Origin of the sequence: Sinorhizobium sp. NFACC03 (assembly GCF_900103435.1) — a bacterium.
Lineage (GTDB): Bacteria > Pseudomonadota > Alphaproteobacteria > Rhizobiales > Rhizobiaceae > Ensifer.
This window is the reverse complement of sequence record NZ_FMXF01000006.1, coordinates 112,882-128,907: the sequence shown is the minus strand read 5'-3', so window position 1 is coordinate 128,907 and position 16,026 is coordinate 112,882. Positions and strand designations below refer to the sequence as shown.

The following is a 16,026-nucleotide window of genomic DNA, read 5'->3' as shown; positions in this document are numbered from 1 at the left end:
GGTAAGAGGTCACCATGGTATCGGAAAACCCGCCGCGCCGCTCGAAGTCCGAGAAGGAACCGCTGACGATCGACCTCGAAGCGGAAAAAACCGTTGCGGAACCGACTGAGGCCGAAACAACCCGCGAGACGGTGACGGACGTGGCAAGCGAAAGCCCGGCAAGCGACGCCAAGGCGGATGAGACGGCAACGGACAGCAGCGACGACAGCGCCGCCGGATCGCGCCTGGAAGAAGAGATCGAGGAGCAGCGCGCCGACGCGGCCGCAGCCGTCTTCGCCGAAGAACCGCCGCACGCGGCACAGGAGCCGGGACCGGCGCCGCGGCAAAAGCCAGTGTCGAACTCTGGCGCGCTCGCCGCCGGTATCCTCGGTGGCCTTGTGACGCTACTCGGCTTTGGCGGCCTGCAATATGCCGGCATCGTCCCCGGACTTGGCCCTGAGCGTGGCGTCGAGCAGAACATCTCCAGCGAACTGCAGGCACTGCGCGATCAGATCGCAGCACTGCCCACGACCGCCGCAGTCGTCGACAACACGGCGCTCGAAGGCCGCATCGCCGCCCTCGAACAAGCAGCCGCCCAACCCGGCACGAACGGCGCGCCGAGTGCCGAGGTCGAAACGCTGAAGGCGGAGATCGACAACCTTACCAAGGAACTTGCAGGGCTGAAGACGGCACTCGCCGACGCCCAACAGACGGCGACAACGGAGAGGGCGGAACTGACGAGCCGCATCGAATCCGCCGAGCAGAAGCTCAACGAGCCGGTCAACGACATCCAGATGGCCAAGGCGGTCGCGGTCACCGCGCTGAAGTCGGCAATCGATCGCGGCGGCCCCTTCCTCGCCGAACTCGACGCGCTGCGCAGCATCGCACCGGACGAACAGGCCGTCGCCGCTCTGGCCCAGGACGCTCAGGTCGGCGTGCCGACCCGCTCCGATCTGCGGCGCGAGTTCCCTGACACGGCCGACGCCATGCTCGACGCCCTCAATCAACCCGATCCGAACGAGGGCATCTTCGACCGGCTGGTGTCCAGCGCCATGTCCGGCATTCGCGTACGCCCCGTCGGCAGCGTCGAGGGTGAAACGCCCGAAGCCGTCATCGCCCGCATCGAGGACAAGCTGAACAATGGCGATCTCAAGGGCGCTGCTCTGGAGTGGGATGGTCTGCCGGATGCCGCCAAACCGGCGGGCGAGGCCTTCAAGGCCAAGCTCGACCAGCGTCTGCGTGTCGAAGCCGCGATCGACGCCGCCGTCGCCGCGACGATGGCAAAGCCGGGCACAGAGGGCTAGAGCGGGATGAGGAAAAGTGTATGCGGTTTTCCGCCCGCATCCCGCTCTAACTTATGGAAAACGATCACGTCTATGACTTTGGGTCGGCGACCCAAAATCATCGTGATCTGAGGGAACCAGATATGATCCGCATTCTGATTTTCATCCTGATCGTGCTTGGTCTCGGCCTCGGTTTCGCGTGGCTCGCGGACCGACCGGGTGAACTTTCGCTCGTCTGGCAAGGTCAGCTCATCGAGATGAGCCTGATGCGCGCCGCATCGTTGCTGATTTCGCTGATCGCAGCCGTGCTGATCGCCGTGTGGCTGGTGCGCACCATCTGGCTCTCTCCCCACACCGTCACCCGCTATTTCCGCGCCCGCAAGCGCGACCGTGGCTACCAGGCGCTTTCGACCGGCCTGATCGCTGCCGGCGCCGGCGACGCCAATCTTGCCCGCAAGATGACCGCCCGCACCCGCGGATTGATCAGCGCCGACCAGGAGCCGCTGATCCACCTGCTCGAAGCGCAAACCGCCCTCGTCGAAGGCAAGTACGATGACGCGCGCCGCAAGTTCGAGCTGATGGCCGACGATCCGGAGACCCGCGAACTCGGGCTTCGCGGCCTCTACCTCGAAGCCAAGCGCCTCGGTGCCCACGAGGCCGCCCGGCAATATGCCGAACGCGCCGCCGAGAAAGCACCGCATCTGCCCTGGGCGGCTCTCGCGACGCTCGACAGCCAGAGCCAGGCCGGACAGTGGGACGATGCTCTGCGTCTTCTCGACAAGAGCCGCGCCGCCCATGTGGTCGAACGCAAGGAGGCCGACCGTAAGAGGGCGGTGCTCTTGACCGCCCGGGCGATCACAAAGCTCGACGGCGACGTGAAGGGTGCCCGCGACGATGCGCTTGCCGCACTGAAGCTCGACGAACATCTGGTGCCGGCGGCGCTGACGGCCGCCAAGGCGCTGTTTCGCGAGGACAACCTGCGCAAGGGGACCTCGATCCTGGAGAAAAACTGGAAGCACGAGCCTCACCCGGACGTGGCGCGGCTTTACGTGCGTGCCCGCGGCGGCGACACCGCCGTCGACCGGTTGAAGCGGGCGCGCAAACTTGAAGCCCTCAGGCCCAACAATGCCGTGGCGATGGCAGCTGTCGCCGAGGCCGCGCTCGAAGCGCGCGAACTGCTTCTGGCCCGCACCAAGGCGGAAGCCGCCGCCAGGCTCGATCCGACCGAGAGCGTCTTCCTGTTGCTCGCCGACATAGAAGAAGCCGACACCGGCGACGAGGGCCGCATCCGCCACTGGATGGCGCAGGCCCTGCGCAGCCCACGGGATCCGGCCTGGACTGCCGACGGCGTGACGTCGCCGACCTGGCTGCCGGTCTCGCCCGTCAGCGGACGGCTCGATGCGTTCGAATGGAAAGCGCCGCCGCATACGCTTTCGGCGACCGTCGACCACGACCAATCGAATGCCGACGAAGCGATCCGCAGTCTGCCGCCGGTGGCCGCGGAGCCGCGTGCGCATGAACCGGCCCCCGTAGCCCGCCGCAGCGAAGCGCCCGTCATCCTCGAGGCCGAACGGGAACCGCAACCGATCAAGGTCACGGAGCGCAAACCGTCCGAGCCGATCGCCGACAAGACTCCGGTCAAGAAGACGGAGAAGGAAGAGGTTACCAACGGCGAGCACATGCCTGATCCCTTCTTCGGCCGTCCGCCGGATGATCCCGGCGTGCGCGATCCAGCTACCGGCGAGAAGGCGCCGGAAAAGGCTAGTTTCCGACTGTTCTGAACTCTCAAGGGGCTGTGGCAGAATACATGTTTGAACGCTTACGGACGTTTCTCGACGGCCTGACCGGCCCGGCGACGCGGATAGAGCACGGCGATCCACGCGTGGCGGTCATCGCCCTCTGTTTCCAGGTCATGGAAGCCGACGGCCGGATCCTTGCGTCCGAACGGCGCAAGATGCGATCGGTCATCAAGCAACACTACAAGCTCGACGATGCCTCGCTTGCCGCGCTGATCGAAGCGGGCAAGACTGCCGAAAGCGAGGCGATCGATTACTACCAGTTCACCGCCGAGCTCAAGCGCCACCTCTCGGAGGAACAGCGCATCGAACTCGTCGGCATGCTCTGGGATATCGTCTATGCCGACGGCAAACGCAGCGAAATGGAAGACCACGTGATCTGGCGCATCGCCGATCTGCTCGCCGTCTCCGGGCGCGACCGGGTGTTGCAGCGGCAGGAGGCCGCAGCGAGAAGCGACACCGTCGAGGACGCCGAGCCGCAACAGGAAACCTGAAATGCCGACGCCGGACACAAGCGCGCGAAAACCAGTCTTGATCATCCTGCATCAGGAGCGGTCGAGTGCCGGCCGTGTCGGCCAGATTCTGGAGCAGAAGGGCTTTCGGCTCGACATCCGCCGGCCGGCCCTTGGCGATGACCTGCCGCCGACCCTGGAGCATCATAGCGGCACGATCATTTTTGGCGGTCCGATGAGCGCCAATGACGAGGAAGAGTTTGTCCGCCGCGAGATCGACTGGCTGTCCGTGCCGCTCAAGGAGAACAAGCCCTATCTCGGCATCTGCCTCGGCGCGCAGATGCTGGCGCGCAATCTCGGCGGCTCCGTGGCGCCGCATCACGAAGGCATGACCGAGATCGGCTGGTATCCGCTGATCGCAACCGATGCCGGCAAGGCGCTGATGGACTGGCCTGACATGGTCTACCATTTCCACCGCGAAGGATTCGACCTGCCTGCCGGGGCCGAGTTGCTCGCAACCGGTAACACCTACCCCAACCAAGCCTTCCGCTATGGCGACAATGCCTGGGGCATTCAGTTCCACGGCGAGCTGACACGCGCGATGATGCACCGCTGGGTCGTGCACGGCGCGCACCGGTTCGAGATGCCGGGCGCCCAGGTGGGCAAGGCGCATCTCGACGGCCGCATGCAGCACGACGGACCGCTGCGCACCTGGATGGAAAACTTCCTGGAACTGATCTTCCTGCGCGATGAGCGGCCGGAAGCAATTCCAGGAAAAGTGTAGAGCGGTTTTCCGTCCGGAATTGCCTGGCTCAAAGGAGCAGCCTGACGACGCGCAGCCCGCCTACTTGTGGTGGTCGGGCACGTCGAGCGTGTCGATCTTGCGCAATTGCGGGAAGCCGAGCGCCCAGAGCCCTGACACGAGCAACGTGCCCATGCCGCCGAAGACCACCGCAAAGACGGCGCCGAAGCCGGATGCCATCATGCCGGCGCGAAACTCGCCAAGTTCGTTCGACGCGCCGATGAAGACCATGTTGACGGCGTTGACCCGGCCGCGCAGCTCGTCCGGCGTCCAGAGCGTGATCAGGATTTCGCGCACATAAACCGAGATCATATCGGCAGCGCCCATGACGACGAGCGCGGCGATCGAGATCCACGGCGTCGCCGAAAGACCGAAGACAACGGTACCGAGCCCGAAGAGCGCGACACCGGTGAACATGTAGAAACCGGCGCGGTGGCGGATCGGATGCGCCGCGAGCCAGACCGCCATACTGACGGCACCGATACCCGGAGCGGCGCGCAAGAGGCCGAGACCCCAAGGACCGAGATCGAGGATGTCGCGGGCAAAGACCGGCATCAGTGCGACCGCGCCGCCGAGCAGTACCGCGAAGAGATCGAGCGATATCGCGCCCAGAACCACCTTTTCGGCCTTGATGTAGCGGAAACCGGCGGTGATCGTCTCCCAGCTCTGGGCGGAGGCTTGCGTACGGGTCGCGGGCTTCGGGATGGCAAAGACCATGAGCGCGGATGCCAGGAAGAAGCAGACGCCGACGGCATAGGGAACGACGGCGCCGAGCGCATAGATTAAGCCGCCGGCAACGGGGCCAACGATCATCGCCGTCTGCCAGGACGTCGAATTCCAGGCGATCGCATTGGGCAGATCTTCGGGCGGCACGAGATTGGGCGCCAGTGACTGGGACGCGGGCGCCAGGAAGGCGCGTTCGATGCCGAAGACGACCAGGATCGCATAGACCGGCCAGGGTGAAAACAATCCGGATACCGTCAGAAGCAGCAATGCCGTCGCGCAGAGCGTGCTGATGACCATGCAGATCCCCATGATCATGCGCCGGTTGTAGCGGTCCGCAGTCGCGCCAGTGACGAGGATCAGCACCAGTGACGGCAGAAACTGGAAGAGGCCGATCAGGCCGAGATCGAACGGGTCACGCGTAAGGTCATAGATCTGCCAGCCGACTGCGACAGAAATGATCTGGATCGCGAAGTACGCCAGGAAGCGCGAGAAGAAATAGCGGCGATAGCCGACATGCCGGAAGGCGGCAAAACGATGCGAGGCATGAACGGCGGACATGCGGAAGGGGCTCCTGCTGAGGCTCGGTTATCGTGCGGTCCCATGTTAAACATGATCGCGCCCGATAAGCCGGCGTACTTGCTCGTTTAGGTCTCAATGTCTACATGTCTGTCAATAACGATTTGGAGACCGGCATGCTTGCTGTCATCGGCACCTTGAACTTCATTATCAACATCGCGTGGTTTCTGGTCATCGCGTCGGCCATCTTTTCCTGGCTCTACGCGTTCAACGTCATCAACGTGAACAACCAGGCGATCAACATGATCGGCCGCTCGCTCTATCAGCTGACGGAGCCGCTCTATCGCCCGATCCGCCGCGTGCTGCCCGACATGGGTGGCGTGGATCTGTCGCCGCTGGTGGTGCTGGTGATCCTCTATTTCATCCAGCTCTTCCTGAATACGACGGTCGCGCAGGCGCTGCTTGGCTGACGATGGCCAATCCGGCCTTCACCGCGCATGGCGACCACGTTCGCCTGACGGTACGCTTGACGCCGAACGGCGGCCGCGATGCCATTGATGGCTTGGAAGCGGCTGCCGACGGGGAAGAACATCTGAAAGTGCGCGTCAGCGCGGTTCCGGAAAAAGGCAAAGCCAACCAGGCGCTGATTGCCGTTCTTTCGAAGAAGCTCGGGCTTGCCAAGAGCAAGCTTTCCCTCATCTCAGGCGAAACGCAGCGCAAAAAAATCCTCCGGATCGATGGCGACCCGGAGGATTTGATAGAGCGACTTGCAGAGCTGGTCGGTAAGTAAACTTACTTGGCGCCCTTGGCGCGCTCGACGGCTTCCTTGATCAGCTGCCTTGCGACGGAAGCATCCTTCCAACCAAAAATCTTCACCCACTTGCCGGGCTCCAGATCCTTGTAGTGCTCGAAGAAGTGCTCGATCTGCTTGAGCGTGATCTCCGGCAGGTCGGTGTATTCGTGCACCTTGTCGTAGCGCTGCGTCAGGTGAGCCGACGGAACCGCGATGATCTTTTCGTCCTGGCCGGAATTGTCTTCCATCATCATCACGCCGATCGGGCGGACGTTGATGACGCAGCCCGGAACGAGCGGGCGGGTGTTGCAGATCAGAACGTCGATCGGATCGCCGTCGTCGGAGAGCGTGTGCGGCACGAAGCCGTAATTGCCCGGATAGGTCATCGGCGTGTAGAGGAAGCGGTCGACGACCAGCGTGCCGGCTTCCTTGTCCATCTCGTACTTGATCGGATGGCCGCCGACGGGAACTTCAACGATGACGTTGACATCTTCTGGTGGATTCTTTCCGATGGAAATCGCGTCGATGCGCATGGATCTACTCCAGGGTCAGTTGAGTTTGCCCGTCGGATAAAGGGAAACATGCCGCGATGCAACATAACTTTCGTCCGAAATGCAGATTCAACCGGTCGTTTTGTCATCACCGAACGACCCCCATGATCGTCAAAATCTCGTTCGAGGGAGATCACGATGAACGGAAAGGTTGCATGCCTGTCGCTGGTCCTGTTGTCCGCCGCACCCGCGGTGGCCAATGAGAGCGTCTATGTCAACGTCAGCCGCGAAAAGTGCAAGACGATTAAAGAGGAGCCGGGCAGGTACTCCCTGATGACCTGCCCGGGCCATGGCGATTATCCGGCTCATTTCAAGGAGATGGATATCCGCCAGAGCTTCTCCTTCGGTCACCTCAACGAGCGCTACCGCAACGAGGCGTTCGAAACCTTCATCCCCTTCAACCACGCCGGCGCCACAGTGGAATGGCGCATTGTCAAAGGCGGCACCCCGGTCGCGACGATCCTGCGCTGGTTCATCGAGAACCCCGACCCGGCGACGGGAGCATCGGCACCGGCGCTTGAAGGGCAGGTTCTCGTCGTCTCCACGGTAGCCCAGAAGGACGACGGCAAGGGCTGCGTCGCCGGCTATGTCGATGCGCTCGCCAATCCCGATCCCAACGCGCTCGCCCGCAAGATCGCCGACGAGGTGGCGCCGACCTTCCGCTGTGGCGTCGACAAGGCGGTCTACCATGGCACGCAAGGCGACAAGGCAAGCGCACCGCGCAACGAACTGCCGGAATAGCGGCTGATCTCAAGCGGAAGCGGGAAAGCCTAGAGCGCCGTGCGTTCAAATGAACGCACAAAGGACGCTCTAGCACTTTGATTCTAGAGCATCTTTCCGCCTCCAGTGATTCCACTTGAGAGCGGGATGCTCTAGTTCCAGGCGAAGCCGACCTTCTTCAGGTGCTTGTCGCCGAAATCTTCCATGCCTTCGGCGATATCCGTGCCGCCGGCGCCCTGGAAGAACTGGTAGGCGTGTTCGCTATCCTCGAGGCACCAGACGACGAGGCCGCGGCAGCCGAGCGAACGCAACAGGCTCTTGGCTTCGCCGAAGAGAATGCGCCCGAGACCGATGCCCTGATATTCCGGCCGGAGATAGATCTCGTAGATCTCGCCCTCCTGCGGCAGGGCCTTGGCGCGGCTGAGGCCGAGCGTGGCGTAACCGGCAATGGTTCCGGCCACGTCGACGACGAGCAGCGTGGCAGGCCCGCGCGTCGCCTTGCGCCACCAGACCTCGTCGCGGCGGTTGACCATCTGAACCAGGGGACGGTGGGGGATGAGACCGCCATAGGCTTGCAGCCACGAAACGCGGTGCACATCGGCAATTGCCGACGCTTCCTGCGGCTCTCCGGGCCGAATCTCTATCGAAACAGTCTTCATGACTCGCGACTCTAAACGCACACAAGGCGAACAGGAATCCCGCCCGGTTGCCGGCCAGCGTTAACCCACAGGCAACTTTAACGGCACCCTATGGAAGGTTAACGCCTTTTTAACTTTATCCGCAAGTCGCCCATCCGTGGCACACACAGCAAAAAACCCCGGATCGCTCCGGGGTTTTTTCAGGCTCGGTAATGTCAGAAGCTTAAGCCGCGCCGGCAGTGCGGGCCTTTTCGAAGCGCTTGCGGTCGTTCGGGTCGAGATGCATCTTGCGCAGACGGATCGACTTCGGCGTCACTTCGACGAGCTCGTCGTCCTGGATCCAGGAGAGCGCGCGCTCCAGCGTCATGCGGATCGGCGGCGTCAGGCGAACGGCTTCGTCCTTGCCGGCGGCGCGCATGTTGGTGAGCTTCTTGCCCTTCAGCACGTTCACTTCCAGATCGTTGTCGCGGGTGTGGATGCCGATGATCATCCCGGCATAGACCTTCTCGCCAGCATCGATGATCATCGGGCCGCGGTCTTCCAGGTTGAACATCGCATAGGCAACCGATTCACCGGCATCGTTCGACAAGAGAACGCCGTTGACGCGGCCACCGATCTCGCCCTTGTAAGGCTGGTAGGCGTGGAACAGGCGGTTCATGATCGCCGTGCCGCGGGTGTCGGTCAGAAGTTCCGACTGGTAGCCGATGAGGCCGCGGGTCGGAGCGAAGAACACCAGGCGGACGCGGTTGCCGCCGGACGGACGCAGCTCGACCATCTCGGCCTTGCGCTCCGACATCTTCTGCACGACGACGCCGGAATGCTCTTCGTCAACGTCGATGACGACTTCTTCGATCGGCTCGAGCATCTGGCCGTTGTCGTCCTTGTGCATGACGACGCGCGGACGCGACACGGCAAGCTCGAAGCCTTCGCGGCGCATGGTTTCGATCAGAACCGCGAGCTGCAATTCGCCGCGACCGGAGACGAAGAACGAATCCTTTTCCGAAGATTCCTCGATCTTCAGCGCAACGTTGCCTTCGGCTTCCTTGAACAGACGGTCGCGGATGACGCGGCTCGTGACCTTGTCGCCTTCGGTGCCGGCAAGCGGGCTGTCGTTGACGATGAACGACATGGTAACGGTCGGCGGGTCGATCGGCTGTGCCGTCAGCGCTTCCGTGACCGACGGATCGCAGAAGGTGTCGGCGACGGTGCCCTTGGTCAGGCCGGCGATCGCGACGATGTCGCCCGCCTGTGCTTCTTCGATCGGCTGACGCTCGATGCCGCGGAAGGCGAGGATCTTGGAGATACGGCCAGTTTCAAGCAGCTTGCCATCCTGGCCGAGAACCTTGACGGCCTGGTTCGGCTTGACGGAGCCGGAATAAACGCGGCCGGTGATGATGCGGCCAAGGAAGGGGTTGGCTTCGAGAATCGTGCCGATCATGCGGAACGGGCCTTCGGCAACCGTCGGCTCCGGTACGTGCTGCAGCACGAGGTCGAGAAGCGGCGCCATGCCCTGGTCCTTCGGACCTTCCGGGTTGACGTTCATCCAGCCGTCGCGGCCCGAACCGTAGAGGATCGGGAAGTCGAGCTGCTCGTCGGAGGCGTCGAGGTTGGCAAAGAGGTCGAAGACTTCGTTGATGACTTCTTCGTGGCGACCGTCCGGACGGTCGATCTTGTTGATCGCGACGATCGGCTTCAGGCCGACCTTCAGCGCCTTGCCGACGACGAACTTCGTCTGCGGCATCGGACCTTCGGAAGCGTCGACGAGAACGATGGCACCGTCCACCATCGACAGGATGCGCTCGACTTCACCGCCGAAGTCGGCGTGGCCGGGGGTGTCAACGATGTTGATGCGCACGCCCTTCCACTCGACCGAGGTCGCCTTAGCGAGAATGGTGATGCCGCGCTCTTTTTCGATGTCGTTGGAGTCCATGACGCGTTCGGCAACGCGCTGGTTTTCGCGGAACGAGCCCGACTGCTTCAGGAGCTCGTCAACAAGGGTCGTTTTCCCATGGTCAACGTGCGCGATAATCGCGATGTTACGAATGCTCATTTTTCGTCTCGGAGGTTCAGGGCAAGCCCCGATGGGCCACGCCGCTTTTTCAATGGTCGCGCTCATACAGGTTTTTTTGCGATTGCGAAAGGGGGCGCGCGCATCAGTGCCGCGGTCAAATGCCGGTAGGCCATGGGTTTGCAACCGCCAGGGGTCTCGCGTGAGGGGTTTGGAAAGCTGTTAGCCGCGACCAGATTCGTCATGCAATCGCGGCCGGATCGAGCGTCACGCGCCAGAGTTCCTGGTCCTGCCTGTCCATCAGCCGCACGGTCATCTGCTGCGTCTGACCGTTGATATCGACGATGCCGAAGAACTGCAGACCCGCCGATGGCGGCAGGTTACTGTCGATGCCGCCGCCCGACGCCTTGATGAAGCGGACCTCCGGCCCGAAGGTCATGTCGAGTTCCTTCGGCCCATAGGTGCCGGAATGAAGCGGCCCCGACACGAGCTCCCAGAAAGGCGTGAATTCCTTGAAGGCGGCACGCGTGGGATCGTAGTGATGCGCGGCGGTATAATGTACGTCCGCCGTCAGCCAGACGAGGTTGTCGATGCCGTTGTCGCGGATGAAGCGCAGGAGATCGGCAAACTCCGGCTCGCGCCCCGAAGGTAGGCCGTTGTCGCCATTGGCGATGGCGTCGGAGCCGCGCTTATTCGTGTAGTCGTCCCAGACGACGAGCCCGATCGGCATGTCGCAGGCAATCACCTTCCAGACCGAGCGCGAAGCGGCAAGCTCGCGCTTCAGCCAATCCGCCTGCCGCGAGCCGAACAGCGCGCCGCCGCCGTCTTCGCCCTGGTTGGCGCCGCGATAGGAGCGCAGGTCGACGAAGAACACATCTAGCAGCGGCCCATAGCCGACCTTGCGGAAGATGCGGCCGGGCTGCGTCGCGACGTTGCGTATCGGCGTCATCTCGTGGAACGCGCGGGCTGCCCGTTCCGCGTAGACGGCGACGTCCTTTTCCGGATAGCGGGCATCGTCGCGAAGGTCGGTCGAAGCCGACCAGTTGTTCAAGACCTCATGATCGTCCCATTGATAAAAGGTGGGACAGACGGCATTCAGCTGCCGCACATGATCGTCGAGCAGATTGTATTTCCATTGCCCGCGATATTCCTCGAGCGTTCGCGCCACGTCACGCTTTTCATGGGTCACCACCCGGTTCTTCCAGACGCCGCCGTCGCGCAGCTGGATCTCGTCAGGAATAGGATTGTCGGCATAGATCGTATCGCCGGAATGGATGAAAAAATCCGGCTCATGCAGCCGCATGGTCGAATAGGTCTTCATGCCGACATCATCGATTCCCCAGCCCTGGCCGGCGGTATCGCCGGACCAGACGAAGCGGACCGAGCGCTTGCGCAAGGGTGCTGTGCGAAACCGGCCGGTGACCGGTTCGGAGACCCGGTTGACATCATAAAGATCGGTGGCGGTGAACCGGTAGAAGATGTCCTGGTCCGGCAGCAATCCGTCGAGCGAACACTTGATCGCACAATCCGTCTGCGGCGTCGCTGTGAGATCGGCAAGGCGAACCGGATTGGAGAAGCTCTCGGTGGTCGAATACTCGACCGACACCTTCGACGGTCGATCCACCCGCGTCCAGATCATGCCGGAGGACGTATCGACATCGCCCGATTGCACGCCATGTATGAACTCCGGCCGGCCGTAGCCTCTCGCATAGAAGGGTGTCGCAAGACCGGACGAGGCCACGAAGCCCGCGGCACCGGCGGAAAGCAGGAAAGAACGCCGGGAAAGCGTCTTGAGGATATCGGCCAAACGGACCTCCGAATCGGCAGCGCGACCGCGCGTGCCGGACCTTTGGGCATCCGGATGTCAGCGACGTAACAGAGCCATGAAACTATTTGAACAGTTTGGCGACAGTTCGGTGAAGGCCGAGGCCCGCTGGCCCCCAATCCTCACCGTGGAATTCGGCGGCAATGCTGCTATCTAAGGTCATGTTCGTTCGCCCCGCGAATCCGGCCAACAACTTCAGTCTCATGCCGCCCTGGCGGCGACAAATCCGACAGGTCATCCTCGTGCCCCATTCGACCAACACTCCCGCCCGCGACCGCCTGGAACAGATCTTGAGCCGGCTCAACGATCGTCGGCACGAAGAAAAGGCCTTCGTGCGCCTCTATGCCGACAGCGCCCGTGCCGAGGCTGACACCTCCGACCGGCGCCAAAAGACCGGCGCCAGCCTTGGACCACTCGACGGCAAGATCGTCTCGATCAAGGACCTTTTCGATGTCGCGGGCGAACCGACGCTTGCCGGTTCCATCATCCGCCGCGACGCGCCGCCGGCCACGTCAGACGCGTTGGCCGTACAGCGACTGCGCGCCGCCGGCGCTGTCATCATCGGCAAGACGCATATGACCGAATTCGCTTTCACCGCAGTCGGTCTCAATCCGCATTACCCGGCGCCAGGCAACGCGACCGACGAAAACCTGATCCCCGGTGGCTCGTCCTCCGGCGCCGGGGTTTCCGCGGCCGAAGGCACCTGCGACATCGCCATCGGCTCCGATACCGGCGGCTCCATACGCATCCCGGCAGCGCTGAACGGCATCGTCGGCTTCAAACCGACGGCCAGCCGCGTTCCGCTCGATGGTTCCTTTCCGCTGTCGCCGAGCCTCGATTCGCTCGGGCCGCTCGCCCGAACCGTTGCCGATTGCGCGATAACAGACGCCGTGATGGCCGGTGAGCAGCCGATACCGCCTGTCGCCCGCCCGATTGCAGGACTTCGCATCGGTATTCCCCGGGGAAGGCTGCTCGAAGAGCTCTCGCCCGAAATCGCCAATGCCTTTGCCGCAAGCCTCGACCGGCTGGCCAAAGCGGGCGCCGAGATCGTCGACTGTACACTCGATGACTTGATTGAGCGGCTTGCCGAAGCAACGCGAATCGGCTCGATCGCCGGCCTGGAAGCAAGCCGCATCCATGCCGGCTGGCTAAATGACGATGGTGCTCCCGTCGATGACAGGGTCAAGCTCCCGCTTCGCCGCCGCCTCACCGTACCGGATGCAGCCATCTCGGCCCTGTTGGAAACTCGGCGCGCACTCGCCGCCGCCATGGACGAGCGGCTTTCGCCCTTCGATCTCATCGCACTGCCGACGACACCGATCGCCGCCGTGCCGATCGCCAGCGTCGAAACGGACGTGGCGGAATACAACCGCGTCGAGGGACTGCTCCTGCGCAATTGCCAGGTTGCCAACCAGTTCGATCTCAACGCCATCACCCTGCCGATGCCGGGTCTCGTGCGGCCGGCCGGACTGATGCTGATGGGAAGGAATGGAACGGACGCGGCCGTGCTGACGACGGCGCTTTCGGTGGAAGCACTGCTGCGGGAAATTTAAGGTAGCAACCGACCTCCGACGCGGAGGATCCATGCGAGCCGGGTGTCAGTCTCGGCAAGCATTTCCTCTGGTGACGCCGGCCAAGCTCAGTACGCTGGCGGCCGGCACTGTCTCTCAGTGCATCGTCTCGCCGGAAATCTCGTCGCGGAGAATACGGAAGGCGTCTTCAAGCGCTGCGACCAGAGCGTCGGTCAGTTCGTCGCCGTCATTGTTCGCGAGATAGAGGGCGACCATCGAATCCGACGGGTCACGGTAATGTTCGATATCATTTGACATATCATTGTCCTTCATTCGCCGTGTCACATCCCGGCCATTGACGTGACGATAGGCAAAGGGACTTGCGTAAAGCTGGACGCATGAGTCCGAGGATAGGCCCGCGAACAAACACGCCCCCAGCAAATGCTTCTCATCGCTTCGATGCGGGTTCCTACCGAGAATGCCCCGGAAAGGATAGAGGATAGCCGCGCATTTCGCTCGCGCCCGAAGCCCGAGCGCGTTACAGCCGTGCGGACGGAACCGCAGGAAAGGACGATCTCCTTATTTTTGCCCGGCTCCAAAAATGAGGTTTTCAGTCGCTAAGACTGCCTGGACGAACGATGCGGGAACGAGCATGTCGAAGAAAACCAAGCGCGACGAATCAGGTGATATGCAACGCCTGAAACTCGATTTCCCTGAAATCCATGCCGATCTGCTTTCCGGCCGCATTCCCTCATTGCGAAAGGCTCTCGTGGCCGCCGGCCTCAAGGATGAACGCACCCGGCTCGACAAACTCAAGAACTCCTGGTCCAAGGCAAGCCCCGCCGAGCGCGAAGCCTTCCTTATGTGGCTCGCCACCAAGGGGGCGGGCATTACCGCCGCGCAAACTGAAAGCGGTCCGGCGCACGCGGCTCATCCTGCGCCCGCCATTGCCAGCGGCCGCTACCTGCTTCCCGAGACGATTGGGAAGATCCGCGCGGTTATGAACCGGCGCCGGATGCGGCCGAACGACATCATGGCCGAGATGGGCTTTGCCCCCGACGACCTGTCGCTCACCCGTGCTTTGGCCAAGGGCGCCAGCCTGCGGCTATCAGTGATTGCAGCGTTGGAAACCTGGCTTCGGGAAAATGCAGAGGATTGAAATGCACGTTCTACCACGAAGCGTGACTTCCAGCACTGTCTCGCTGCTGCTTGGCGCCGACTTGAAAGAGACATTTATTTGCGGCTCGCGGCTGCCTGGCCCAACTCGTTCAGCCGCTCCTTACAAATCGTCTCGACGAGGCTGTGCAGATGTTCCGTTCGCTCGAGCAGCCAGCCAAGCGCCTCCTCGGTGATCTCGAAGTGCTTGGAGTAGCGTGCCTTGACGTAAGCCTCGTTGAGGATGTTGTACCAAGCGATTTGGCGATGCTGGTCACGCGGCCAGGCGTCGACAAGCCGCTGGTCACGATCCTCGGCGAGCCCGCGGAGAAATTTGATGTTGTGCGACGGTGGGCTGTGGTTGGTTAGGGTCAGAAGAAATGTCGAGTACGCTGCCTCGATGGCCTGATGCAATTGAAAGGCTGCTAGTCTGGAATTTCCTTTTTCGATAAGAAATTTCGTCGTTTGGACAAAGTCCACTGCATCGGGAAACCGCCTCGCAAAATGCTCTTGTGCCACCCGCAGCGCCTCGGCAGGTGACAGCGGTTTTGGCTGCGCCAGCGGCTGGTCATCGATCTCGTAAAGCACGATGCCCTCGCGCAGGATGTCGACGAAGAAGTACTGCCCCTCGGTGAGGAACGTGTTGACCTCCCGGCGGCCATGGACAATCAGCCCGATCGGCGTCGACACGCCCTTGTCCCACATCAGTCGATCGGTTGCCTTGTCCCAATATTCCGGTTGGGCCAGCTTACGCGTGTTGACGATGACGAGGATATCGTAGTCGGAGCGGTAGCCCTTCATCGTGTGTGGTTCGTCCACCCACGTGCCGCGGCAATACGAACCAAACAGAATGATCTTCAGGATCCGTCCGCGCTTCTTGAACGGCGCCGTTCCGCCTTCGAGCGCATCGGCAAATTCCTCGTGGATGATCTCGACGACGCGGGCAAGCTCGCGCTGCTTCTTTTCCGGCAGATGTTCGAGGCTCGTTTTCATATGCAACCGATAGGACAATGACGATTCGCCGTCTACCGCGGGGAGAAGATCCGCCTTCGATCCGTGTCACAGAGCGCGGTTTCTTGCCGCTCTGTCGGGTTTCGTTCGGGCGCCTTTCGTCCCTCGCCAGAAACCCCTCGCCGGTCGTGATTCGATGAGAGCCAATTGATTCCCTCGCACTCATCGTGAAAGACACTCGGCCATCATCCTTGATCAGTTCCGCAGCATGACGAGCGCTAACGTCGCAGTCGTGAGCATGGAAATTGGCGGAGAGGGTG

At 62.3% G+C, this 16,026-nt stretch carries 16 protein-coding genes; 9 read left to right on the top strand and 7 right to left on the bottom strand.

Translation table 11 applies throughout. The features are described from left to right. The first annotated feature begins 14 nt into the window (after nt 1-14). From BLU35_RS11610 to BLU35_RS11595, 4 genes are all read left to right on the top strand, one after another. Nucleotides 15-1,283, top strand: a complete 1,269-nt coding sequence (locus tag BLU35_RS11610) for a COG4223 family protein (protein ID WP_093233120.1) — start codon at nt 15-17, stop codon at nt 1,281-1,283. 122 nt (nt 1,284-1,405) lie between these two features. Next, complete coding sequence (locus BLU35_RS11605; RefSeq protein WP_093233119.1) at nt 1,406-3,043, top strand: heme biosynthesis protein HemY; 1,638 nt, start codon at nt 1,406-1,408, stop codon at nt 3,041-3,043. A 26-nt stretch (nt 3,044-3,069) separates the two neighbouring features. Continuing rightward, nucleotides 3,070-3,552, top strand: a complete 483-nt coding sequence (locus tag BLU35_RS11600; RefSeq protein ID WP_057254984.1) for a tellurite resistance TerB family protein — start codon at nt 3,070-3,072, stop codon at nt 3,550-3,552. 1 nt (nt 3,553) lies between these two features. Further along, entirely contained in the window at nt 3,554-4,294 is a 741-nt protein-coding gene (locus BLU35_RS11595) for a glutamine amidotransferase (RefSeq protein ID WP_093233118.1), read from the top strand. Nucleotides 4,295-4,354: 60 nt separating this feature from the next. Here BLU35_RS11595 and BLU35_RS11590 read toward each other — a convergent pair whose 3' ends face one another. Then, nucleotides 4,355-5,596 (bottom strand): MFS transporter, encoded by a 1,242-nt coding sequence (locus tag BLU35_RS11590; protein ID WP_093233117.1) that lies wholly within the window; start codon nt 5,594-5,596, stop codon nt 4,355-4,357. A gap of 134 nt (nt 5,597-5,730) precedes the next feature. On the opposite strand from BLU35_RS11590, the gene BLU35_RS11585 reads away from it, so the two are divergent. Next, nucleotides 5,731-6,024 (top strand): YggT family protein, encoded by a 294-nt coding sequence (locus BLU35_RS11585; protein ID WP_093233116.1) that lies wholly within the window; start codon nt 5,731-5,733, stop codon nt 6,022-6,024. 2 nt (nt 6,025-6,026) lie between these two features. Continuing rightward, nucleotides 6,027-6,344, top strand: a complete 318-nt coding sequence (locus tag BLU35_RS11580) for a DUF167 domain-containing protein (RefSeq protein WP_093233115.1) — start codon at nt 6,027-6,029, stop codon at nt 6,342-6,344. A 2-nt stretch (nt 6,345-6,346) separates the two neighbouring features. On the opposite strand, the gene ppa is transcribed toward BLU35_RS11580, so the two are convergent. Continuing rightward, the gene (ppa, locus tag BLU35_RS11575) at nt 6,347-6,880 is read right to left on the bottom strand and encodes an inorganic diphosphatase (protein WP_057254979.1); all 534 of its coding nucleotides are present in this window, start codon (nt 6,878-6,880) and stop codon (nt 6,347-6,349) included. Between the two features lie 156 nt (nt 6,881-7,036). Here ppa and BLU35_RS11570 point away from each other — a divergent pair, with 156 nt between their 5' ends. Continuing rightward, a complete protein-coding gene (locus BLU35_RS11570; protein ID WP_058321714.1) occupies nt 7,037-7,639 on the top strand; it encodes a hypothetical protein in 603 nt (200 codons plus the stop codon). 131 nt (nt 7,640-7,770) lie between these two features. On the opposite strand, the gene BLU35_RS11565 is transcribed toward BLU35_RS11570, so the two are convergent. From BLU35_RS11565 to BLU35_RS11555, 3 genes are all read right to left on the bottom strand, one after another. Then, nucleotides 7,771-8,277, bottom strand: a complete 507-nt coding sequence (locus BLU35_RS11565; protein WP_057254977.1) for a GNAT family N-acetyltransferase — start codon at nt 8,275-8,277, stop codon at nt 7,771-7,773. Nucleotides 8,278-8,479: 202 nt separating this feature from the next. Next, a complete protein-coding gene (gene typA / locus BLU35_RS11560; RefSeq protein WP_093233114.1) occupies nt 8,480-10,306 on the bottom strand; it encodes a translational GTPase TypA in 1,827 nt (608 codons plus the stop codon). A gap of 199 nt (nt 10,307-10,505) precedes the next feature. Beyond that, nucleotides 10,506-12,071 (bottom strand): alkaline phosphatase D family protein, encoded by a 1,566-nt coding sequence (locus tag BLU35_RS11555; RefSeq protein WP_093233113.1) that lies wholly within the window; start codon nt 12,069-12,071, stop codon nt 10,506-10,508. Between the two features lie 221 nt (nt 12,072-12,292). On the opposite strand from BLU35_RS11555, the gene BLU35_RS11550 reads away from it, so the two are divergent. After that, complete coding sequence (locus BLU35_RS11550; protein ID WP_093233179.1) at nt 12,293-13,642, top strand: amidase; 1,350 nt, start codon at nt 12,293-12,295, stop codon at nt 13,640-13,642. 114 nt (nt 13,643-13,756) lie between these two features. Here the strand turns inward: BLU35_RS11550 and BLU35_RS35605 are convergent, their stop codons facing one another. After that, the gene (locus tag BLU35_RS35605) at nt 13,757-13,918 is read right to left on the bottom strand and encodes a hypothetical protein (RefSeq protein ID WP_093233178.1); all 162 of its coding nucleotides are present in this window, start codon (nt 13,916-13,918) and stop codon (nt 13,757-13,759) included. A 334-nt stretch (nt 13,919-14,252) separates the two neighbouring features. On the opposite strand from BLU35_RS35605, the gene BLU35_RS11540 reads away from it, so the two are divergent. Beyond that, nucleotides 14,253-14,759 carry a hypothetical protein gene (locus BLU35_RS11540; RefSeq protein ID WP_093233112.1) on the top strand — a complete coding sequence of 169 codons (507 nt, stop codon included), beginning with the start codon at nt 14,253-14,255 and terminating at the stop codon, nt 14,757-14,759. A 74-nt stretch (nt 14,760-14,833) separates the two neighbouring features. Here the strand turns inward: BLU35_RS11540 and BLU35_RS11535 are convergent, their stop codons facing one another. After that, entirely contained in the window at nt 14,834-15,748 is a 915-nt protein-coding gene (locus BLU35_RS11535; RefSeq protein ID WP_093233111.1) for a nucleotidyltransferase and HEPN domain-containing protein, read from the bottom strand. Nucleotides 15,749-16,026 lie beyond the last annotated feature (278 nt).